At 72.8% G+C, this 21,692-nt stretch carries 21 protein-coding genes and 1 pseudogene; 8 read left to right on the top strand and 14 right to left on the bottom strand.

All coding sequences use genetic code 11. From position 1 onward, the window contains the following. Positions 1 to 2: 2 nt before the first annotated feature. The 4 genes from Drose_RS18885 to Drose_RS18870 form a co-directional block, all read right to left on the bottom strand. Positions 3 to 299: a MoaD/ThiS family protein gene (locus tag Drose_RS18885; protein ID WP_260729494.1), complete on the bottom strand. Its 297-nt coding sequence runs from the start codon at positions 297 to 299 to the stop codon at positions 3 to 5. Next, positions 296 to 1,411: a WD40/YVTN/BNR-like repeat-containing protein gene (locus Drose_RS18880; protein ID WP_260729493.1), complete on the bottom strand. Its 1,116-nt coding sequence runs from the start codon at positions 1,409 to 1,411 to the stop codon at positions 296 to 298. Before Drose_RS18880 ends, Drose_RS18885 begins: the two co-directional genes overlap by 4 nt. A 124-nt stretch (positions 1,412 to 1,535) precedes the next feature. Beyond that, entirely contained in the window at positions 1,536 to 2,498 is a 963-nt protein-coding gene (locus tag Drose_RS18875) for a sporulation protein (RefSeq protein WP_260729751.1), read from the bottom strand. A gap of 53 nt (positions 2,499 to 2,551) precedes the next feature. Then, positions 2,552 to 2,929 (bottom strand): YccF domain-containing protein, encoded by a 378-nt coding sequence (locus tag Drose_RS18870; protein ID WP_260729492.1) that lies wholly within the window; start codon positions 2,927 to 2,929, stop codon positions 2,552 to 2,554. 9 nt (positions 2,930 to 2,938) lie between these two features. Here Drose_RS18870 and Drose_RS18865 point away from each other — a divergent pair, with 9 nt between their 5' ends. Together Drose_RS18865 and Drose_RS18860 are read left to right on the top strand one after the other, a co-directional pair. Beyond that, entirely contained in the window at positions 2,939 to 4,714 is a 1,776-nt protein-coding gene (locus tag Drose_RS18865; protein ID WP_260729491.1) for a hypothetical protein, read from the top strand. A 75-nt stretch (positions 4,715 to 4,789) separates the two neighbouring features. Beyond that, on the top strand, positions 4,790 to 5,350 hold the full coding sequence (locus Drose_RS18860) for a hypothetical protein (protein WP_260729490.1): 561 nt from the start codon (positions 4,790 to 4,792) through the stop codon (positions 5,348 to 5,350). Here Drose_RS18860 and Drose_RS18855 read toward each other — a convergent pair. Next, entirely contained in the window at positions 5,332 to 5,775 is a 444-nt protein-coding gene (locus Drose_RS18855; protein WP_260729489.1) for a GNAT family N-acetyltransferase, read from the bottom strand. The two genes, Drose_RS18860 and Drose_RS18855, sit on opposite strands and share 19 nt — an antisense overlap. Before the next feature lie 360 nt (positions 5,776 to 6,135). Between Drose_RS18855 and Drose_RS18850 the strand changes: the two genes are divergently transcribed. Together Drose_RS18850 and Drose_RS18845 are read left to right on the top strand one after the other, a co-directional pair. After that, complete coding sequence (locus Drose_RS18850; protein ID WP_260729488.1) at positions 6,136 to 7,359, top strand: ArsB/NhaD family transporter; 1,224 nt, start codon at positions 6,136 to 6,138, stop codon at positions 7,357 to 7,359. A 231-nt stretch (positions 7,360 to 7,590) separates the two neighbouring features. After that, positions 7,591 to 8,577, top strand: coding sequence for a TerC/Alx family metal homeostasis membrane protein (locus Drose_RS18845; protein WP_260729487.1), 987 nt, complete (start codon positions 7,591 to 7,593; stop codon positions 8,575 to 8,577). Positions 8,578 to 8,723: 146 nt separating this feature from the next. Here the strand turns inward: Drose_RS18845 and Drose_RS18840 are convergent, their stop codons facing one another. From Drose_RS18840 to Drose_RS18815, 6 genes and pseudogenes are all read right to left on the bottom strand, one after another. Then, positions 8,724 to 9,497, bottom strand: a complete 774-nt coding sequence (locus tag Drose_RS18840; RefSeq protein WP_260729486.1) for an aminotransferase class IV — start codon at positions 9,495 to 9,497, stop codon at positions 8,724 to 8,726. A gap of 195 nt (positions 9,498 to 9,692) precedes the next feature. After that, positions 9,693 to 11,090 (bottom strand): IS4 family transposase, encoded by a 1,398-nt coding sequence (locus Drose_RS18835; RefSeq protein ID WP_260722692.1) that lies wholly within the window; start codon positions 11,088 to 11,090, stop codon positions 9,693 to 9,695. A 173-nt stretch (positions 11,091 to 11,263) separates the two neighbouring features. Continuing rightward, entirely contained in the window at positions 11,264 to 12,973 is a 1,710-nt protein-coding gene (locus tag Drose_RS18830) for a glycerol-3-phosphate dehydrogenase/oxidase (protein WP_260729485.1), read from the bottom strand. After that, positions 12,974 to 14,494, bottom strand: a complete 1,521-nt coding sequence (glpK, locus tag Drose_RS18825; protein ID WP_260729484.1) for a glycerol kinase GlpK — start codon at positions 14,492 to 14,494, stop codon at positions 12,974 to 12,976. Then, positions 14,455 to 15,299: pseudogene (locus Drose_RS18820) on the bottom strand (MIP/aquaporin family protein); the annotation flags it as partial. The gene glpK and the pseudogene Drose_RS18820, both read right to left, overlap by 40 nt. 201 nt (positions 15,300 to 15,500) lie before the next feature. Next, positions 15,501 to 15,857, bottom strand: coding sequence for a cupin domain-containing protein (locus Drose_RS18815; protein ID WP_260729483.1), 357 nt, complete (start codon positions 15,855 to 15,857; stop codon positions 15,501 to 15,503). Positions 15,858 to 15,880: 23 nt separating this feature from the next. Here Drose_RS18815 and Drose_RS18810 point away from each other — a divergent pair, with 23 nt between their 5' ends. The 3 genes from Drose_RS18810 (at position 15,881) to Drose_RS18800 (ending at position 18,060) form a co-directional block, all read left to right on the top strand. After that, on the top strand, positions 15,881 to 16,468 hold the full coding sequence (locus Drose_RS18810; protein WP_260729482.1) for a TetR/AcrR family transcriptional regulator: 588 nt from the start codon (positions 15,881 to 15,883) through the stop codon (positions 16,466 to 16,468). A gap of 40 nt (positions 16,469 to 16,508) precedes the next feature. Next, complete coding sequence (locus Drose_RS18805; RefSeq protein WP_260729481.1) at positions 16,509 to 16,907, top strand: MmcQ/YjbR family DNA-binding protein; 399 nt, start codon at positions 16,509 to 16,511, stop codon at positions 16,905 to 16,907. A 139-nt stretch (positions 16,908 to 17,046) separates the two neighbouring features. Next, a complete protein-coding gene (locus Drose_RS18800; RefSeq protein ID WP_260729480.1) occupies positions 17,047 to 18,060 on the top strand; it encodes a hypothetical protein in 1,014 nt (337 codons plus the stop codon). On the opposite strand, the gene Drose_RS18795 is transcribed toward Drose_RS18800, so the two are convergent. Then, the gene (locus Drose_RS18795; RefSeq protein ID WP_260729479.1) at positions 18,008 to 18,874 is read right to left on the bottom strand and encodes a hypothetical protein; all 867 of its coding nucleotides are present in this window, start codon (positions 18,872 to 18,874) and stop codon (positions 18,008 to 18,010) included. The genes Drose_RS18800 and Drose_RS18795 overlap by 53 nt on opposite strands. A gap of 55 nt (positions 18,875 to 18,929) precedes the next feature. Further along, positions 18,930 to 19,058 (bottom strand): hypothetical protein, encoded by a 129-nt coding sequence (locus Drose_RS18790; protein ID WP_260729478.1) that lies wholly within the window; start codon positions 19,056 to 19,058, stop codon positions 18,930 to 18,932. Positions 19,059 to 19,471: 413 nt separating this feature from the next. On the opposite strand from Drose_RS18790, the gene Drose_RS18785 reads away from it, so the two are divergent. Further along, positions 19,472 to 19,690 carry a hypothetical protein gene (locus Drose_RS18785; protein ID WP_260729995.1) on the top strand — a complete coding sequence of 73 codons (219 nt, stop codon included), beginning with the start codon at positions 19,472 to 19,474 and terminating at the stop codon, positions 19,688 to 19,690. A gap of 1 nt (position 19,691) precedes the next feature. Here Drose_RS18785 and Drose_RS18780 read toward each other — a convergent pair whose 3' ends face one another. After that, the gene (locus tag Drose_RS18780) at positions 19,692 to 21,683 is read right to left on the bottom strand and encodes an Hsp70 family protein (RefSeq protein ID WP_260729477.1); all 1,992 of its coding nucleotides are present in this window, start codon (positions 21,681 to 21,683) and stop codon (positions 19,692 to 19,694) included. Positions 21,684 to 21,692 lie beyond the last annotated feature (9 nt).

Genomic DNA, 21,692 nt, shown 5'->3' with positions numbered 1-21,692 from the left:
GCTCAGCCGCCGGCCATCGCGCCGACGATCAGGAACGGCTCCTTGCCGTGGACCACCGGGTCGGGCAGCGGCGCGTCGGGGGACTCGTTGGACAGGTCCTCCTCGCAGGCGAAGAACCGCACGAACGCCCGCCGCCGTCCGCTGCTCCGGTCGCGGATCGTGCCGCGCAGCATCGGGTGGCGCTCCTCCAGCGCGTCGAGCAGCAGCCGCTGGGTCACCGGCTCGGCGAGCTCGATCCGCACCTCGCCGTCGATCTTGGCAAGGTTGCGCAGGTGGGCGGGGAGCACGACCCGGATCACGGCAGGACCTGCACTTCCACGGAGAGCACCGCCGGCAGGTCGCGGACGATCGGCGTCCAACTGTCGCCGCCGTCGGCCGAGCCGTAGACCTGGCCGCCGGTCGTGCCGAAGTAGATCCCGCACGGGTCGAGCGTGTCGACGGCCATGGCGTCGCGCAGCACGTTGACGTAGCAGTGCTCCTGCGGCAGGCCCGTGGTGAGCGGCTCCCACTCGTCGCCGCCGACGCGGCTGCGGTAGACCCGCAGCCGGCCGTCCGGCACGTAGTGCTCGGAGTCGCTCTTGATCGGCACGACGTAGACCGTCTCGGGCTCGTGCGCGTGCACCGCGATCGGGAACCCGAAGTCGGTCGGCAGGTCCCCGCTGATCTCCCGCCAGGAGCCGCCGGCGTCGTCGGTGCGCATGACGTCCCAGTGCTTCTGCATGAACAGCACCTCGGGCCGGGACGGGTGCATGGCGAGGTTGTGCACGCAGTGGCCCACCTCGGCGTCCGGATCCGGGATCTGCCCCGACATCAGCCCCCGGTTGATCGGCTGCCACGTCGCGCCGCCGTCGTCGGTGCGGAACGCGCCCGCCGCGGAGATCGCCACATAGATCCGGTTGCGATCCGCCGGGTCGAGGATGATCGTGTGCAGGCACATGCCGCCGGCGCCCGGCTGCCAGAGCGGCCCGGACGGATGGGTGCGCAGGGCGGGGAGCTCCTGCCACACCTTGCCGCCATCGGTCGAGCGGAACAGCGCCGCGTCCTCGGCGCCCGCATACACCGTGTCGGGGTCGTCGGGCGACGGCTCGAGGTGCCAGATCCGCTTGAACTCCCACGGGCGCGGCGTGCCGTCATACCAGAGGTGGTCACCGACCTCGCCCTCGTAGGCGAAGTCGTTGCCGACCGGCTCCCATGATCTGCCGCCGTCGTCGGAGCGGTGGATCACCTGCCCGAACCACGAGGACGACTGCGACGCATACAGCCGATCCGGGGCGGCGGGCGATCCGTTGACGTGATAGATCTCCCAGCCGCCGAAGTGCGGTCCGTCCACCCGCCAGTCCCGGCGGGCACCGTCCGCCGTAAGGATGAACGCCCCCTTACGTGTGCCGACCAACACCCGAACGCCGCTCATGTCACACCTTCCTCTTGGGTCACCGTCCGTCTCGCCACATCATCCTCGCCGGGTGTGACATTTTCCCGGCAAACAGCGGTGGCCGGGCCCCGAAAGAGGCCCGGCCACCGCGAAGGTGCGCTGGTCAGAACTCGAAGTCGCCGCCGTCGTCCTCGAAGACCTCCTCGAAGACCTCGCCGGCGACGATGCCGCCGACGACGCCCGCGGCGCCGGCGGCGACGACCGTGCCCATGCCCGGCCCGCGGTGGTGCGGGCCGTGACCGTGGCCGCCGTAGCCCCCGTGACCGCCGGAACCGCCGTGGCCGTAGCCGGGCGGGAGGTGGCTGAAGTAGCGCGACGTCGCCTCCCGCACCCAACCGTCGACGACCGCGGCCCAGTCGGTGCCGGCCGCCTGGTCGTGGCGGATGCTGAAGCGGCTGTAGGCGTCGTGTCCCGAGCTGAACACGCCGCCGCGCTTGTCAAACTCGAGGATGACGTCGACGCCGTAGGGGTTGGCGACGAACGTCAGCTCGACCTCGTTGATCCGCCCCGCGTGCTGCGGCGGCGGCCAGAACTCGATCTCCTGGAAGATCGGCAGCGTCTGCTGGACGCCGTGCAGACGACCGTGCTCGACGTCGGCGTGCTTGAAGCGGAACCCGTTGGCGGCGAAGCCGTCCAGCACGCCCTGCTGCACCGGCAGCGGCGTGATCGCGACCGGGTCGAGGTCGCCCTTGTCCCGACCCTTCGCGATGACCAGCTCGGTCCGGACGCCCATCACCATGCCGCGCAGATGCTGCCCGTACACTTCCGTGATCGGCGCTTCCCAGGGCACCGGCATCCGGAAGGGGATGGACTGCCGCTCGCCGGGCGCGACGCGGAAGGAGTGCGCGGCGACGACCTGGGCCAGCTCGACGCCGGCGTGGTGCTCGTAGTCACCGCTCTCGACCTCGACGCGCGTCACCAGGGACAGCACGGCCTGCTCGATCTGCACGTCATGGTCGCCGCCGGTGATGTGGACATGACCTTCGACGAAGCCGCCCGGCTGGACGGCGGACGTGGTGAGGACGGTGTCGACGCTCGCACTGCCGACGCCGAACGCGGCCAGCATCTTCTTGAACACCCCGCGACACTAGCACGTGACACTGTACGGTCTGCGGATCCTCAGAGGTCCACCACCTCGCGTCCGAGGGGCCAGAACGCGACCGGGACGAGCTTGAAGTGTGCGATGCCGAACGGGATCCCGATCACGCTGAGGCACAGGGTGACGCCGGCGATGACGTGCGACAGCGCCAGCCACCAGCCCGCGAGGACGACCCAGAGGACGTTCGCCAGGCCGGTCGCCGCACCCGCGCCCGGCTTCGGCCGCACGGTGTGGCCGAAGGGCCACAGCGCGTAGACCGCCAGCCGCCAGCTCGCCACGCCGAACGGGATGGTGACGACGAGGATGAAGCAGATCACGGCGGCGAGCGCGTATTCGAGGAACAGCAGGATGCCGCCACCGAAGATCAGCCACAGCACGTTGAGCACGAAGCGGACCATGCTTCGATCATGCTCCCCCGGCGCAACCGCCGGTTTCTCCCCGCCGGGTGGCGGGTAGACGCGGGCGTGCCAGAAACGCACGACGACGCCGTGCGCCTGCTGACCCGGTTCGAACCGGTCGTCCGGTACACCGCCGGAGAGCTGTTCCTGCCCACCGCCGTCGACGGTTTCCTGCACCACGCCGGGCTGTGGCGGCACGTGCCCGGCACGGCCGGCGGCGAATGCCTCGTGCCACCCGGCGGGCTCGACCCGGCGCTGCTGGCCGAACGCGGCGAGCGGTTCGCCGGCGACCGGCTGTTCCTGCGGTTCGCGCAGGAGCCGCTCGGCCGCGCGGAGTACCGCCGCTGGCGCCGCGAGCGGCACGCGTCCGCGTTCCGGCCGGCCAGCCGGTTCGCCGCCGTCGGCCTGAGCGCCCGCCTCGTCGACGCCGCGCTGCGGATGTCGTTGCTGGTGCGCGGCAAGGTGCCCGGCGGCACGCGCGCGGCGGCGCACCTGCGGTACACGGCGCACCTGCGGCCGGAGATCAGCCCGTACTACGGCCGGGTCTTCCGCGACGCCGGCTATCTGGTGCTGCAGTACTGGTACTTCTACGCGATGAACGACTGGCGCTCGACGTTCGGCGGCGTCAACGACCACGAGGCGGACTGGGAGCACGTGACGCTCTTCCTCACCGGGCCGCCGGACCGTCCGGACCCGGCATGGGTGCTGTTCTCGTCGCACGACAAGGAGGGCCGGGACGTGCGGCGCCGGTGGGACGATCCCGACCTGGAGCACGTCGGCGAACACCCCGTCGTGTACGCGGGCGGCGGCTCGCACGCCGGCGCGTACCGCCGCGGCGACTACGTCACCAAGGTCTCCGCGCCGGGGCTGCGGCGGCTGCGGCGGTACGCCGACGGGTTCGGCATCCCGTTCCTGGACTACCACCGCGGCGACGGGCCGGGCATCGGCCCCGGTGAGGAGCGGCGGTGGACGCCGGTGGTCGTCACCGACGACACGCCCTGGGTGCGCGCCTATCGCGGGCTGTGGGGCCTGGACACCCAGGACCGCTTCGGCGGCGAGCGGGCGCCGGCCGGCCCGCGATACACCCGCGACGGCACCGTCCGCCCGTCGTGGGCCTACCCCGTCACCTGGGCGCTGCTCGACGCCGAACCGCTCGGCACGGCGCACGAGGCGGAACTTCGCGAACGACGGCTCGCTGCCGTCGAGTCCCGGCTGCGCGACGTCCGCGCCGGCATCGAAGAGGACCGTGACACGAGCCGGCAGCACCTCGCCGCGGCACGGGCGACGGGGCGGGAGCGCCCGGGCGCGGACGCCGGCCTGGGGCGGTCGCAGGCAGAACGGGTGGCCCTCGAGGAGGAGCGGGCGGCCCTGGTACGGGCGAGGACGCACCCGCCCGCTCCGGCGCCCGCGGCCGGCGACCCGGCCCACCGGCCGGTACCGCTGGAGGAGCAGGCACGGCGCCGCCGGTTCCGGGCCGCGTGGGCGGCCGCCTCCGCCTCGGTGGTGCTCGCCGGCGCCGCGCTGATCCTCGTCCGCCCGCCGGCCGGGGTGTTCTGGTCGGGTGCCGGCCTGGCGTTCGTGATCGTCGCGGTCGAGGCCGCGGCGCAGTCCCGGCTGCTGCGCTTCCTGCGCGCGACACTGGTGACGGTGGTCGCCCTCACCGCGGGCTGGGCGGTCGTCATGCTCGTGACCCGGCACTGGCGCGTCGCCGTCGCCGCGGTCCTCATGGCCGTCGCGATCGGCCTGTGGGCCGGCAACCTCCGGGCCTGGCTCGCCCGCCGCTGACCTGGTCCGCCGCGGTGGGTGCGGGCGGGCCCGACTGCGAATATGGTGACATCTCTCGTGCTGGGAGGTGTACGGGTGGCGATGCGGTCCGGCGACAGGTTCACGGACCCCGGCGGTCGTGTGGTGCGCCTGACGGCCGGCCCGGTGGTCTGGCTGTCGGGGTTGGCCGACGACGCTGCGACGCTGCGCCGGCAGACGGTGGAACTGCCGGCCCACTCGATCGCCGCCAACCTGCGCAACCTGGAGCGCGCCTACGCGTGGATGATCGTCGGCGTGGCCGAGGGCTTCGGCGGGGTGGCCGTCGTGCTGCTCCTCGAGCCGGTGCTCGGCACGCCGGTCACCGACACGATCTTCCGTTTCGTACTGTCCGGAGGGGTGTTCGCGGCCGCCGGTGCCGGACTGAGCGGGCTGCGCGCGGCGGCCGCGAACCGGTGGGGCTGGCTGGTCTTTCCCGAGGACGCGATGGACAAGCAGGTCCGGCTGCGGCTGCGCCGCCGGATGCGCTCCGGAGCGGGCCGGAGCGCCGCGGGCCGGCGCCGCCGGATGCGGATGGTGCGGTGGGTGTGCCGGCCGTCGCCGTGGGACCTGCTGGTCGCGGCCATCGTCGCGGTGCCGTTCTACTTCGGGGCGGGGTGAGGCTCAGCGGGCCCGCCCGCCCGGCCCAGCGGGCCGCTCATCCAGACGGAGTCCTCCTCCGCGAAGCCGTGGCGGGCGTAGAACCCGCGGACCCTGGTGTTGTGCGCCTCGGTCTCCAGGAACATCGCAGACGCGCCCGCCTCGGCCGCGGCCCGCATCGCGTGGCGGAGCAGGACGGCGCCCACGCCGTGGCCGCGGTCACGGACGTAGATCTCGTCGAGCAGTGCCTCCCGGCCGCCTGACTCCAGGCTCCAGCCCCACGTCACCACCGCGTAGCCCGCGGCCGCGCCCGAGTCGTCGACCGCCAGCCACACCTGGCCGTGTGTGTCCTCGGCGAGCAGCGGCCCGAGGGCGCGGCCAATCCGCGCCTCGTCGAACTCGTGCCGGTCGGCGGCGCAGAACTCACGGACCAGTTCGAGAAGCACGGCGGCATCGGCCGCATCGGCTCGACGGACGGCACGCGGCCCTCACCGTCACCGCCGATCTCGACCACCAGCCGGCCGCCGTGGAGCAGCCGGCCGTCACCGTCGGGCCGGACACCGCCGGCACGACCGTCGCGCCAACGGCCCCTCACGTCCACTGTGGACGCTCTGTCGGCACGCCCGGTTGCCGCGGGCCACCCACCTCCTGACGCACACCAGCCGCATCTTCTCTTCGCAGCCGTGACCCGGTCGGGTCCACGGCCATCTGTGTTGCGTCGTTTTCCACGGAGGTACCCCATATATGAGTGCTGTCCTCGCGATCGCCATCTTCACGATCGCGTTCGTCTTCATCGCGGCGGAAAGGTGCACCGCGTCGCGGTCGCCCTGTTCGCCGCCGGGCTCATGGCGTTGCTCGGCCTCGTGCCCGGTCATGACGTCTTCTTCTCCGAGCACGCCGGGATCGACTGGAACGTCATCTTCCTGCTGCTCGGCATGATGATCATCGTCGGCGTGATCAAACAGACCGGCGTCTTCGAGTTCCTCGGGATCTGGGCGGCGAAACGGTCGCGCGGCCGGCCGTACCGGCTGCTCGTCATGCTGATGCTCATCACGGCGGTGGCCTCGCCGTTCCTGGACAACGTCACCACCGTCATGCTGGTGGCGCCGGTGACGCCGTCCGTCTGCAAACGGCTCGGGATCGCCTCGGCGCCGTATCTCATCGCCGAGGTCCTGGCCTCGAACATCGGTGGCGCCGCGACCCTGATCGGCGACCCGCCGAACATCATCATCGGCAGCCGGGCCGGGCTGACGTTCAACGACTTCCTGGTCCACATGGCGCCGATCGTCGCGGTGCTGTTCGTCGTGTTCGTCCTGCTGGCCTGGGTGATGTTCCGCAAGCGCTTCGAGTACCACCCGGAGCGGGTCGCCGAGGTGATGGCGCTCGACGAGCGGGCGTCGCTCAAGGACGTGCGGCTGCTCGTGCGCTGCCTCGTGGTCCTGGCGGTGGTCGTGGCGGGGTTCGCGCTGCACGCCGTGATCCACGTCGAGCCGTCGATCATCGCGCTGCTCGGCGCCGGGCTGATGGTCCTCGTCGCACGGGTGGAGACCGCCCGGTACCTCGAGGAGGTCGAGTGGGAGACCCTCGTGTTCTTCATGGGCCTGTTCGTGATGGTCGGCGGGCTCGTCGAGACGGGCGTCATCCACCGCATCGGCGGCTGGGCCACGGGCTGGGTCGGCGACGACTACTTCGCCGCCGCGAGCGCGCTGCTGTTCGGCTCGGCGGTGCTGGGCGCGTTCTTCGACAACATCCCCTACGTGGCGACGATGGCCCCGATCGTCGAGGACATCGTCGCCACCTCGCCGGCCCCCCGGACCGGGCAGGCGCTCTGGTGGGCCTTCGCCCTCGGCGCGGATTTCGGCGGCAACGGTACGGCCGTCGCCGCGAGCGCGAACGTGGTCGTCCTCGGCATCGCCGCGCGGGCGGGCGAACCGATCAGCTTCTGGCAGTTCACCCGGTACGGCATCATCACCACGATCGTGACGACGGTCGTCGCGTGGGCCTACGTCTGGCTGCGCTACTTCGGCTAGGAACACCGGCTTCGCGGCGCGCCACCCGGTTCACCCGGCCGGGTGGCGCGCCGCGAACGGCCACGTTCCCAGGAAACGCCCAGCAACGATCCGTACACTGGACCCCGGGGGGAGTATCTCGCCAGGCCGTCCCGGTCAGTACGAGTCGCCGACGCGGCTCCCGGGTGGTCGCCCGCCCCGACGGGTGAGAGAGACCTCGAACGATGCATCGCGTTCGAGGGAGCCCTGTTCATGGTCACCGACACCATCGCGTCGCCACAGTTGTGGATCATCACCATCGCGGTCCTGCTGGGCCTGCTGGCGCTCGACTTCGCCGTCACACGCCGCCCGCACGACGTGCCGATGCGCGAGGCGATCGCCTGGACCGTCTTCTACCTCGCCCTCCCGGTGGTGTTCGGCGCCTACGTCTGGCTGGAGCACGGCAGCCGGCCCGGCGTGGAGTTCTTCACCGGCTACGTGGTGGAGAAGTCGCTGTCGGTCGACAACCTGTTCGTCTTCATGCTGCTGCTCACCGCCTTCGCGGTGCCGACCCGGCTAGCCCAGCGGGTGCTGCTCTACGGCATCGCCGGCGCCCTCGTCCTGCGGGCGATCTTCATCGCCGCCGGCGCCGCCATGCTGGCCGCCGGCACGTGGGCGTTCCTCGTCTTCGGCGTCATCCTGGTGATCACCGCGGTGAAGGTGATGCGCGACGCGGTGCGCGACGCCGACCACGAGGTCGACATCGACAAGATGCGCGGCGTCCGGCTGCTGCGCCGGCTCATGCCGGTCACCGACGAGTACCACGGCGCGCGGCTCACCATCAAGCAGGCCGGCCGGCGGGCGCTCACCCCGATGGCGCTGGTCGTGGCCGCCGTGTTCCTCACCGACATCGTGTTCGCGGTCGACTCGGTGCCGGCGGTGTACGGCGTGACCGGCGACCCGTACCTCGTGTTCACCACCAACGCCTTCGCGCTGCTCGGCCTGCGGGCGCTGTACTTCGTGCTGCGCAACGCGCTGAGCCGCCTGCGCCACCTCAACCACGGCCTGGCCGTCATCCTCGGCTTCATCGGCGCCAAGCTGGTGCTGCACTGGGCGCACACCGTGTGGTCGTGGGTCCCGGACGTGCCCACGCCGCTGTCCCTGCTGGTCATCGTGCTGACGCTCGCGACCGTGACGGTGACGAGCCTGCGCGCCACCGCCAGGTCCCGCCCCGAGGAGCCGGCCCGCACCGGCCCCTGAATGGATGACCACCAACATTCGCCCGCTCTGTCGCGCATCGATCTTGCAGTTGTGGTGCCTGACAAACCGGGCATTCAGGGAGCGTCTCGGCACCACAACCGCAAGATCGGCAAAGGTGGACCGGGTCAACGTAGGTGGACACCGCGCTAGAGGTGGTCCCAGGGGATCGCGGCCGCCGCGGCCTCGACCCGGGCCATGAACGCCCGGTCGAGCGGGAGGTGGACGTCGTCGACGCGGTCGACCGGGACGACGCCGACGGAGTTGGTGACGAACGCCGCGCGGTAGCCGGCGAGATCCGCCAGCCGCACGGGGGCCGAGCGGTCCGGCAGCCCGGCCTCCGCCAGCCGCGGGCGCAGCAGTCGCATCATGATGCCCGGCAGGTGCGGGGTGGAGGGCCACGTGACGCCGGTGCCGTCGAAGAACGCGACGTTGTGCACGGCCGACTCGGCGATCTCGCCGCCGGGGCCGGTCAGCAGGGCGTCGTCGAAACCGTCGCGTCCGGCCGCGTGGCCGTGGTACAACTGCCCGAAGCTGCCGAGGTGCTTGAGGTGCGCGGCCGGCCGCTGATACGGCACCGAGCGGAGGCTGACGGGGCCCGGCGCCGGGTCGGCCGGCGGGCGGACCGCGACGAGGACCATGAGGTCGCCGGGGCGGTAGACATTGATCCGCACCGCCGCGTCCGGCACGTCCCGCAGCGCGTGCCGGAGGTGGTCACGGACCAGCTCCGGGTCCAGCTCCGCGGCGAAGAGCTCGCGGGTGCCGGCCACCAGCCGGTCCAGGTGCAGGGCCAGCCCTTGGACGCGCCCGCCGCGGACCTGCATGGCGGTGAAATGGCCGTAGTTGACGAGGATCGGGTGGTACAACTCCTCGATCTTCGGCTCTCGTCCGTCGACCTCCAGCCGGATCACCGCGGTGCTCACGATCGCCCACCATAGTGCATCGCACATGTCCAAGGGCGTCACGACCGGGCCGTGGACGTGCTGGCGCGGTCGAGGCCGGCGGGGTGCGCCCGCGCGAACCGCCGCGGCTCCGCCGGCAAGGCCTTGCATGATCATGGGAAAGACATGGCTGCCTGGACAGCCCGAGCTTTCCCATGATCATGCAAGACCGGGAAGTTAAGCCGCTGGGGCTGTTGTCAATGGGCTGGTTGATGTGCCGATAGCGATGGCGATGTCGGTGATCCGGTGGATGATCTTCGGGGTTTTCAGGTTCTTGTAGGCGTAACGGGAGATCGGCCGTTTCACCACACGTGGGCTGATCCGGGCGCGTCGGGCCGGTAGCAGGTCAGCCAGCACAGCACGACCGATCGCACCGACCAGGTCGACCGCGATAGTGATCACCCCGACAGCGCGGATGGTCAGATCGCGGGCGGTCTGCACGGCGATGGTGAAGCTGGCCCGGTCCGGGTCGGCCCCGGTGGTGTCCGTGGCCCAGGTCATCGTCTGCCGCAGCGCCTGATAGACGGTCAGCAGTGCGTAGAGTTCCTGATCGACGCCGTCCGGAGTGGTCGAACGCAGCACCCGCCCAGCCAGCAGGGTGTGCTTGATCGCCAGGAAGGTCGACTCGACCTCCCACCGCTCGTGGTAGAGCTCGATCAGCGCCCCGGCCGGATAGCGGCGCTCGTCGGTGAGGGTAGTGACCAGCCGCCAGACACCGGTACGGGTCGAACCATCCGCACAGGACAGCGTGACGACCGCCTCGACCACCCGAACCCGCACCCCAGCCACCACACTGGCGTAGGAACCGTCACCAAGACGGTCCAGCACCGGCAGCTTGCGACTGGACTTGACCCGCAGCAACAACCCCGCCCCAGCGGCGGTGACCTTCGTCATGAACATGTTGGTGTCATAGCCACGGTCGGCCAGCAGCAGCATTCCCGGCCGCAGCAGACCCAGCAACCCCACGGCATAACTGGTCTCACCACTCTCACCACCCACGCCGGTACCGAACACCGCACCGAACACCGCCCGAGTCCCGGTCTCCACCAACGCCACCACCCGCACCAGCGGATACCCCGGCTCACCGGCACGGGCCATCCGCTTGCCGTACACCGCCCGATTCGCCGGCGAATCCGGCACATTCACCGTGGACCCGTCGATCGCCACCGTACGCAGCCCCCGCCACCACGCCCCGACCGTGTCGCGACCCGCCACCGGCCCGGCCAGAGTCTGGAACAACCGCCGCAGCGGCGGCACCCCCACCCGCCGCCGCGCCTGCGCCAACCCCGACGACGACGGACACACCCCCAACCCGGCCACCACACCCAACCCACCGACCAACGCTCCCCACACCCGCCGATACGACAACGAGCCGAACAACCCCAACCCCAACAGCCAATACACCACCACCCGCGACGGCAACCGCCGCACCCGCCGCTGCACCCGCCCCGTCTCGGCCAACACCGCATCCACCAACTCCACCGGCACAGCCCGGGTCAACTCACCCAGATGCCCCGCCGCGAACACCCCCACCGGCACCGACCCGACCCCGGCAATGACAGACTCCTCCGACAACGGGACTCCCCCCACAGGCTGATCTTGATCGACTGCCTGTTCTACCGGAGTCCCGTTGCCTTATCACCCCACCACACCGCAACCACACACCCTTGACAGCAACCCTCACGACTTAACTTCCCGGTCTTGCATGATCATGCAAGACCGGGAAGTTCGGCCCAACAGCCCAGGCACTAGGCGTGGACGACCGGGACGACGTCCGGGGCCGCCAGGCGGATCAGGTCGGCGGCCATGTCGTCGGGCTGGTCCTGGGACGCGCGCTCGGCGTCGACCCGCAGCCGGTAGCGCTCCACCTCGCGGTCGGTCTGCTCGGCGGGCCAGCCCAGCAGGCCCGCCATCAGCGCCGCCACCGGGCCCACCGCGGTCAGGCCCCGGTCGAACGTCTCGATCGAGATCCGGGTCCGGCGGGTCAGCACGTCCTCGACGTGGCGGGCGCCCTCGGCCAGGACCGCGTAGGTGACCTCGGCCCGCAGATAGTCTTCCGCGCCCACGACCGGCTCGCCGAGGGACGGCTCGGCACGGATCAGCGCGAGGACCTCGTCGACCAGCGAACCGTACCGGTTCAGCAGGTGTTCGACCCGGGCGACGGGCAGACCGCTGCCGGCGGCGAGCGTCATCCGCTGGTTCCACCGGGCGGCGAAGCCCTCGGCGCCGACGAGCGGGACGCGATCGGTGCAGGAGGGAGGGACCGCACCACCGAGGCCGTGCACGACCGCGTCGACCGCGTCGGCCGCCATCACCCGGTACGTCGTGTACTTCCCGCCGGCGACCGCCACGACCCCCGGTACCGGCGTCGCCACCATGTGCTCGCGGGACAGCTTCGACGTGCGCTCGGACTCGCCGGCCAGCAGCGGGCGCAGCCCGGCGTAGACGCCCTCGACGTCGTCGCGGCGCAGCGGCGTGACCAGCACCTTGTTGACCTCGGTGAGCAGGTAGTCGATATCACCGCGGGTCGCCGCCGGGTGCGCCTTGTCCAGCGTCCAGTCGGTGTCGGTGGTACCGATGACCCAGTGCCGGCCCCACGGGATGACGAACAGCACGCTCGTCTCGGTGCGCAGGATGATGCCGGTCGTCGAGCGGATACGGTCGCGGGGCACCACCAGGTGCACGCCCTTGGAGGCGCGGACGCGGAACTGGCCGCGCTCGCCGATCAACGCCTGCGTGTCGTCCGTCCAGACGCCCGTGGCGTTGACGACCTGCCGGGCGCGGACCTCGAACTCACGGTCGTACTCGAGGTCGCGGACCCGCACGCCGGTGACCCGGCCACCCTCGCGCAGGAAGCCCACGACCTGGCTCCGCGAGGCGACGTGCGCGCCGTACGCGGCGGCGGTACGGGCCAGGAACATCGTGTGCCGGGCGTCGTCGACCTGCGCGTCCCAGTACTGGACGGCGCCGACGAAGCTCTCCTTGCGCAGCGCCGGGCAGACCCGCGACGCCTGGTGCCGGGAAAGCTGCCGGTGGTGCGGCAGGCTGCCCGGGCCGCGGCCGGCCATGGTGTCGTAGAGCGTCACCCCCGCGCCGACGTAGGGCCGTTCCCACCCGGCGCGGGTCAGCGGGTAGAGGAACCGGACCGGCCGCACGAGGTGGGGCGCCAGGCGGTGCAGGAGGAGACCCCGCTCACGCAGCGCCTCACGTACCAGCCGGAAGTCGAGCATCTCGAGATAGCGCAGCCCGCCGTGGACGAGCTTGCTCGACCGGCTCGACGTCCCGCTGGCCCAGTCGCGCATCTCCAGCAGCCCCGTCGACAGGCCGCGGGTGGTCGCGTCGAGGGCGCAGCCGGCCCCGACCACACCGCCGCCGATGACGACGACGTCGAGTTCCGCGCCGGCGAGGGCCTTGACCGCCTCGTCCCGTGCCGTCGGCGACAACGTCCCGGTGTGCACTCAACCAGCTCCGATCTCGATCCAGTCCAGCGTCCGCTCGACGGCCATCCGCCAGCGGCGGTACCCTTCGTCGCGCTGCCGCGGCGACCAGGTGGGCTTCCAGCGGTGCGACTCGTTCCAGTTCGCCCGCAGTTCGTCGGTGTCGCGCCAGTAGCCGACAGCGAGGCCCGCGGCGTAGGCGGCGCCGAGCGCGGTGGTCTCGGCGACCACCGGGCGGCTGACCGGCACGCCGAGGATGTCGGCCTGCAACTGCATGCACAGGTCGTTGGCGGTCACCCCGCCGTCGGCCTTCAGCACGTCGAGCGGCACGCCGGAGTCCCGCCGCATCGCCTCGACGACGTCCCGCGACTGGTAGCAGATCGCCTCCAGCGTGGCCCGGGCCAGGTGGGCGTCGGTGTCGAACCGGGACAGCCCGACGATCGCGCCCCGGGCGTCGGACCGCCAGTACGGCGCGAACAGGCCCGAGAACGCGGGCACGAAGTACACGCCGCCGTTGTCCGGCACCCGCAGCGCGAGCGTCTCGCTCTCCGCCGCGGTACGGATGATGTGCAACTGGTCCCGCAGCCACTGCACCGCCGAACCGGTGACCGCGATCGACCCCTCGAGGGCGTAGACGGCCGGCTCGTCGCCGAACCGGTACGCGACGGTGGTCAGCAGCCCGTGCGTCGAGCGGACCGGCTCGGTGCCGGTGTTGAGGAGCAGGAAGTTGCCGGTGCCGTACGTGTTCTTCGCCTCCCCGACGGCGAAGCAGACCTGGCCGACGGTCGCCGCCTGCTGGTCGCCGAGCGCGGCGGTGAGCGGGATGCGGCCGTCGCCGCCGCGGGTGGCGCCGAGCGGGACGCTCGTCAGGCCGTAACCGGCGGGCTCCGCCGACGAGCGGATGGCCGGCAGCATCGCCCGTGGCACGCCGAAGGCGGCGAGCAGCTCGTCGTCCCAGTCCAGCGTCTCGAGGTCCATGAGCATCGTCCGGCTGGCGTTGGTGACGTCGGTGACGTGGACGCCGCCGGCCGGGCCGCCGGTGAGGTTCCACAGCACCCACGAGTCCACGGTGCCGAAGAGCGCGTCGCCGTCGGTGGCCGCCCGCCGCACCCCGTCGACGTTCTCCAGCAGCCATTGCAGCTTGCCGCCGGCGAAGTACGTGGCCGGCGGCAGCCCGCTCTTCCGGCGGATCAGCCCGCCGCGCCCGTCCCGGTCGAGGGCCTCGGCGATCCGGTCGGTGCGGGTGTCCTGCCACACGATCGCGTTGTGGAGCGGCCGGCCCGTCCGCCGGTCCCACACCACGGTCGTCTCCCGCTGGTTGGTGATGCCCAGCGCGGCGAGCTCGACGCCGTCGAACGCTTCCCGGCAGGCCGCCAGGGTGCGCTGCCAGATCTCCGCCGGGTCGTGCTCCACCCAGCCGGCCCGGGGCAGGATCTGCCGGTGCTCGAGCTGATGCTGGGCGACGACCCGGCCCTGGTGGTCGAAGACCATGGCCCTGGTACTGGTCGTGCCCTGATCGATCGCGCCGACGTACTCAGCCACTGGTCACCTCCACCCGTCCCGGCTCGGGCCGCGCCGCCGGCAGGAAGCGGGTGACGGCGACCCGGTACAGGCCGGCGCCGAGCACGCCGCCGAGCAGGGGCGCGACGATCGGGACCCAGAAGTACGGGTAGCCGGTCTGGTCGACGAACGCCCCGCGGTAGCCGGTGAGGAACGACGCCAGCCGGGGCCCGAGGTCGCGGGCCGGGTTGATGGCGTAGCCGGCCGCCGCGCCCCACGCCATGCCGATCGCGACCACGATGAGCCCGACGATGAACGGCTGGAGATTTCCCTTCGGCGCCGTGTTGAGCCGGTCGGTGACCGCGAGAATGAGGAAGAGCAGGATCGCGGTGCCGATGACCTGGTCGCGGAACGCGCCCCACGGGTCGACCGGCAGCGTGCCGTTGCCGGGCAGCGTGGAGAAGACGATCTGGGTCTTGACGGTGCGGCGGGGGTCGGCGGCGTACAGGATCGAGCCGTAGTTCCAGCGCACCAGCAGGGCGCCGACGAACGCGCCGAGGGTCTGCGCCAGCGAGTACGGCAGCACCTTGCGCCACGGGAAGCCGCTGAACATGGCGAGGGCGAAGCTGACCGCCGGGTTGAGGTGCCCGCCGCTGAGCCGCCCGGCGACGTAGACACCGAAGGTCACCCCGAACCCCCATGACCAGGCGATGCTGTTGTGGTCGCCGAGCCCGCCGGCGACGACCTGCGCGACGACCCCGCACCCGAAGAGGATGAGGATCATCGTGCCGGCGCACTCGGCGGCGAGTTCCCCGACCAACCCGCGGTCCCGCGACCACCGCAACACGGACACCCCCCGGGCCGGTCGTACGTGTCGTCCGGCGCAGCTACCCATCGCGGCACCGTCTACGCCTCGGCCGTACGGGCGCTCGATCTCATGATCATGGGAAAGATGTGGCTGCCCCGGCAGCCGGACCTTTCCCATGATCATGGAGTCGCCCGGCTCGGAACGCGCCGCCTCGGGGCCGGCGGCGAGCGACAGACACCGTCAGCTCGGGGACGGGCCGAGCGCGTCCGCCGCTGGAGACGGGGCCGGCGACGGCTCCTTCAGCTCGACGAAGAGCGTGTGCGTGTCGGTGGTGCCGGTGTTGTGACCGGAGTGCTCCTGGGCGGCCAGCCACCGCACCTCGTGTGCCGGCAGGTCCACGTCGGCCTCCCGGCCGCCGGACGAGATGCGGCGGCGAAACGCGCTCAGCGTGACCATGACGCTGTCCGGATGGCGGTGCGGGCTGGTCCGATCCCCGGGTCCGTCGCGGTATTCCAGGACCCGGACACGCTCGTTCTCGAACACCACGCGGTAGAGGTGCGGGTCCGTGACCGCGGGGTCGTGGGACTGAAGTTCCATGGCACTACGGTACCATGATGAAGATGTCAGTACCATATGAGGCGACAGGCCGCACGCGACAGAAGTCCCGCACCCGGCAGGCCCTGGTGGACGCGACCCGCGAGCTGCTGGCCCGTGGGCTGACACCGCAGGTCGAGGAGGCCGCCGAGCATGCGGGGGTGTCGCGGACGACCGCGTACCGCTACTTCCCGAACCAGCGGGCGCTCCTGGTCGCGGCGCACCCGCAGCTCGCGCCCGGCTCCCTGCTGCCGCCCGGCGCCTCCGCCGACCCGCGGACCCGGCTCGATCTCGTCGTCCGCGCCTTCACCCGGTACAACTTCGATTGGGAACCGCAACTGCGCACCTCGCTGCGCCTCTCCCTGGAGACCGGCGCGCAGCGGCCGGCCCTGCGCCAGGGGCACGCGATCGGGTGGATCGAGGAGGCGCTGGCACCGCTGCGCGAGACCCACCCGCACGTCGACGTCCACGCGCTGGCGGTCGCGATCCGGTCGGCCATCGGGATCGAGAGCCTGGTGTGGCTGCTCGACGTCGCCGGCCAGTCCCGCGACGAGGCGGCCCGGACGGTCCTCTCGACCGCCCGGGCGCTGCTGGCCGCCGCGCTCGCGGCCTGATCCGGCCGAAACTGTCATACGTGCGCGGTACCGTCCGCGCATGGTCGACTCCGACGACGTTCCCGCCGAATTGCTGGACCCCATCCGCGCCACCTGCCTCGCCCTGCCGGAGGCCTACGAGGAGGCCGCCTGGGTGGGCACCCGCTGGCGGATCCGGCAGAAGACGTTCGCGCATGTCCTCGTCGTCGATCCGGACCACCAGGCCGCCTATGCGCAGGTGGTCGGGACCGACGAGCCGGTCTGCGTGCTGACGTTCCGGTCGCCGGGCGACGAGATGGCCGCGCTGATCGCCGGTGGTCATCCGTTCTACAAGGCGGCGTGGGGCATCGACGTGGTCGGGATGGTCCTCGACGGCGACGTCGACTGGGAGGAGGTCGGCGAGCTGCTGACGGAGAGCTACCGGGTGCAGGCGCCGAAGAAGCTGTCACAACACCTGTAGCCCGGCGGTCGCCACGTGCCGGGAGACGTGGACGGCCGTCGCGACGGCGTCGTCGACGTCACGTTCGGTTTGGAGCGGCTGCCCGACCCGCCCCGCACGCGTGCAGCCTAACCAACGCCGAGCCGGGTAGAGATCGCCCGTGCCGAGCAGGCTGAGGGCGGCCGTCGCCGCCCTCGCGGCGGTGGGCTGGCTCGCGGTGCCGGGCCGGGCGCAGGCGGCCGCGGTCAGCGACGCCGCGCTCGCGCTGCGCTGGGCACCGATCCACCGCCAGGACGTCGACCCCACCGGCGGCCACGCGATCGGCGGCCGGGCCGACTGGATCACCAGGATCGACTTCGACGGCAACTGGGCCGGCCGCGACAACTGGGAGCACGCGCGCGACCACCCGCTGCGGGCGACCGTCTACTACTCGGTGGTGACGACCCGCACGCACTGGTACCTGACGTACCTCTTCTACCACCCGCGCGACTGGGCCGGCCAGCCGTTCTTCGAGCGCGAGCACGAGAACGACGCGGAGGGCATGCTGTTCGCGGTCGAGCGCGACGGCTCGGCGCACGGCGTGCTGCGCGGCGCGGTCGCCGTCGCGCACAGCGACTTCTTCGCGTACGTCCCGGCCGGGAGCACGTGGACCGCGGGCCGCGAGACGGTCGACGGCGTCCTGCGGTTCGCCGATGCGCCGTACGACGGCCGCCGCCACCCCGTCACCGCGCAGGAGGCACACGGGCACGGCCTGTACGCACCGGCCGGCGACACCGGCGGCGGACTCGTCTACCAGCCCGCGACGGTCGCCGGGGTGCCCGGCCGCGGCCGCGACGCGCGATACCGGCTGGCCGACATCTTCGCTCCCGGCGGACTCTGGGCGCGGCGCGCGGACCCCGAGCTGTTCGCCGGGTGGGGCCGGTTCGCCGGCGACGCCCCGGGGTCCGGCGCGGACCGGTGCGGCGGCGGCACGTGGGGCTGCCGCGTCGACGCCGCGAACGCCCCGTGGGGCTGGGACGACCACGACGACCCGCCGGCCCGCGGCACGATCGCCACCGATCCGGCCGGACTGGTCGCGACCTACTTCACCGTTCCCGGGCCGTTCGCCCGCACGTACACGGTCAACCCGTACGCCGGCCGCGAAGGACCCCCGACGTCCCGCAGAGTTCCATGACGTCGTCACCCCGCCACCCCGCCGCGGCGTGGACGAGCAGGATCGTGACGACGACCGACATGGTCGGCAGGGCCGGCAGGACCTGCTCCCACGCGAGGCGCCCGTTCCACGGGTCGAGCGGCCACAGCCACGACGGCAGCCACCCGCCGGCCCGGCCGGGGCCGGGCGGCTCCGGGGAGGCGACGACCACGGCGTACGCCGCTGCCGTGGCCGTGGTCGCGGTGGCCCGCTCGCCGACCACGACCACGACGGAGTGCTCCACCCCGCGCGGCTCGGCCCACGGCGTGCTCGCGGCCTGCGGCTCGGGTGCGACCGCCCACGACCACAGCACCGGCACCGCCAGCAGCAGGAGCAGTCCGGCGCCGGCGCACGCCGGCCACCGGCGCGTCGTGACGGCGGCAGCGGCGAGCAGGAGCACGCCGGTGACGAGCAGCGCCGTCTCGACCGCCACCAGCGGGCGACCGCCCGGGGAGCCGAGCTCGTTCGGCCATCCGGTGCCGCTCATGCGGGCGTCGACGGACAAGGCCAGCAACGTGAGTGCCACGAGGCCGCCGGACGCGAGCCGGCGGGGCCGCGAACGGCCGGCCGACGCCACGAGCGCCAGCAGCGCCGCCATGGTCAGCGTCCCGCTCCACGGCACGGGCCGGTCGTCGAGCAGCCCGGCGACGTGGACCATCGCGCCGGCGAGGACCACCCACCGGAACACAGCTTGCGCACGCACGCCGGTCATCATGGCAGCATCGCGCGGTTCGTCGAGCACGCCCGCGCCCAGTTGACCGAGCTGTTCGCCCCGCACGACCCCCAGCACGCTCACGAGCACCTCGACCCGGCCGAGATGGCGAAGGTCCTCGGCGCGGCGACTTCGACCACTACGCGATGCTCGTCTTCGAGGCCCCCGAGCGCTGAGGGCAGCCGTCGGGCAACGCCGCCGAGGACTCGGCGAGCTCCGACAGCCACCGCACGGCCGCCCGTGGGCCGTCGTATCGTTCCACGTCCACGATGGGCGAGTCTGGCCGAGCCGCGCACCGCCAGGACCGGTGCCGGCGCAAGGGCTCCCGCGAGTGGTCGGCGTCGGGATCAGCACCCCAAGCGCGTGCGACACTTCCGGATCCGGGACGAGCGGTGTGGACGGCGTGAGCGGGTCGGCGCCCCCACCGTCCACACCGGACGGCGAGTCTAGTCCACTCCGGCAACCGGCGCCGCCCCCTCGGGGCGGGCGGGATCCGCACCCCCGCGTCGACCGCGGCCCCTCCGGGAGCCGCGGCTCGTGCCGGAGCAGGCCGCCGCGCAGACGCCCGGGGCCCGCCTGGCGGACACCGACCGCTGGGACCCCGTGGGCCGAGCCGTTACGACGGTGCCGGAGCGGGTAGGTCGAATCCTTGGTTACTGGCATGGACTCAGGAGGTTTGCCATGGCCGAGGACGAACCCATCATCTCCGGTGTCCCGGCGGCGGCGCGGACCGTCGACCAGGCCGGGCCGCACGAGGTGCGGACCGGGGCCGAACAGCCCTGGGATCCCGAGGACCTCGCCGTCGCCGAGGGACACGACCCGACGCCGAAACACGTCGAGCGCAGCCGCCGGAAGCTGGAGGAGCTCGGTCCGGCGGCGATCGAGAAGACGGTTCCGTAGGTCACTGCCGGCTGTGCGCCGGTGCGAGGCAGAAGAGCGCCGGCCCCTGCACGACGAACGGCTGACCCGTGTCTGGGCAGCGGTCCGCGGGCGTGAGCCGCTCGGTGATCTGGAACGCGTTCCCCGCGTCGCAGTCGACCCGGGTCGCCCGTTCGGCGTCCTGGGCCACGCAGTCGCCGACCCGGAAGCCATCCTCGGGCACGGCATCGGTGACCTCGAGGGCGACGAGCACTCCCCCGGCGGCGGCCAGCAGGCAGGCGGCGAGAGTCAGTCCCGCGGTCACCAGCCTGCGCCCGGTGCGCCGGGGCCGCCGGGGCACCCGGGCGCCACCGGGCCGCGATCCGGCGTTGCGCCGGCCGGCCTTCGGCGGGGCGGAGCCGTCCGCGAGGGTCACGCTGGGGGTGGGGAACAGCGGGGACGGTGACACCGCGACGGTGGACAGCGGCGGCGCCTCCCCGCACGGCGCCTCGGCGTGGCCGTGTGCGTCCCAGTGCTCCGCACCGCCGGTCCGCGTGAGTTTCCGGCGCACGCGGGACAGCGCACCGGCCTTCGGACGCACCGCTGCCGGGCACGGCGCCGGAGGGCGCGGCGGCGCGGCGACGCCCGGCTCCGCTCCGGGCGGCACGGGACTCGCCGCGACACCCCACGCCGCAGCGGGCTCGTGTGTCATCGGCACGAATCGCGGCCCGGGCTCGGGCCGCGGCACCCCGGCCGGCTCAGGCTCGGGCGCGGTCCTCCCCGCCTCCGGCGGGACGGCCACCACCCGCTCCGGCGCGATGACCACCGCTTCCCGCGGGGCAGCCACCATCGGCGGCGCGGCCGCCACCCGCTCCGGCGCGGTCCTCGCCGCCTCCGGCGGGGCAGCCACCATCGGCGGCGTGGCCACCACCCGCTCCGGCGCGATGACCACCGTCTCGCGCGGCTCCGCCACCTCGGCCGGCTCGGGTTCGGGCGCGGCGACCGCGGGGCGGCGGCGCAGCGACGGATCGGCCAGCAGTGCGCCTTCGGCGACGACCGGGCCTTCGATGAGGACCGGCGGCAGGCCCAGCAACGCCTCGACCATCTGCTCGATCAGCTCCGCGACCAGCGGTGTCCGCGACACGCCGCCGGTGAGGACCACACCCGTGACCGGGTGGCCGGTCTGCGTCGCCACCGCCGCCACGGCCGCCGTCGCGCGGTCGAGCAGCGGCCGGGCGATCCGCTCGAAATCCTGCCTGGACAGGGTCGTGCCCGACGGGGACCACGGGACCGGGATCCACGCCGCCGCGGCCGTCGACAGTTCCTCGCGTGCCGTCCGTGCGGCGTCCAGCAGGGACCGGCCCGGCTTCCACCGCGCCACCGACCGGCTCGCGGCCGCGGCGCCGAGGTGCCCGGCGATCGCCGTGTCGAGCGCCAGGCCGCCCGCGTCCGGCACCGACCGTGCGGCGGCGACGGTGAACGACGGGCCGGTTCGCCGTACGACCGTCGCATCGAACGCACCGGCGCCCGCGTCGCACACGAGGACCGCGCCACCCTCCGGGACCGACAGCAGGCCGGCCTCCTCCGCGAACAGCGCCGCCGCCACCGGCTCGGGCACCAGCCGGGCGCGGTGCAGCCCGACCTGGGTCGCGGCCCGTTCCAGCATCGTCTGCCGGGGACGTGCCCAGCCGGCCGGGCAGGCGATCGTGACCGTCGACATGGGCATCCCGGCGACCCGGTGCGCGTCGGCCGCGACGTGCGAGAGGGTGGCGGCGAACAGGTTGCGCACCGGGCACTCGACGCCGCCGAGCAGCACGGAGCCCTGCGCGACGGCGCGTTTCGGATACGGCTCGAACCGGTCCGGGTGCGCCAGTCCCGCCTCGATCGCGTCCCGCCCGACGGCGAGGTGCGGCGCGCTGTCCAGGCACACCGCGGAGGGCTCGACCAGCAGCGGTGCGCGCCGTCCGTCGGGCCCGGCGAGGACCGCCGCCATGCGTGACGTCCCCACGTCGATGCCAAGGTGGTATCCCCCCACGGTCCCACC

The sequence above is a fragment of the Dactylosporangium roseum genome (assembly GCF_025264685.1).
Classification (GTDB): domain Bacteria; phylum Actinomycetota; class Actinomycetes; order Mycobacteriales; family Micromonosporaceae; genus Dactylosporangium; species Dactylosporangium roseum.
The sequence above is the reverse complement of the archived record's forward strand: the minus strand, read 5'-3'. Positions and strand labels throughout refer to the sequence as shown.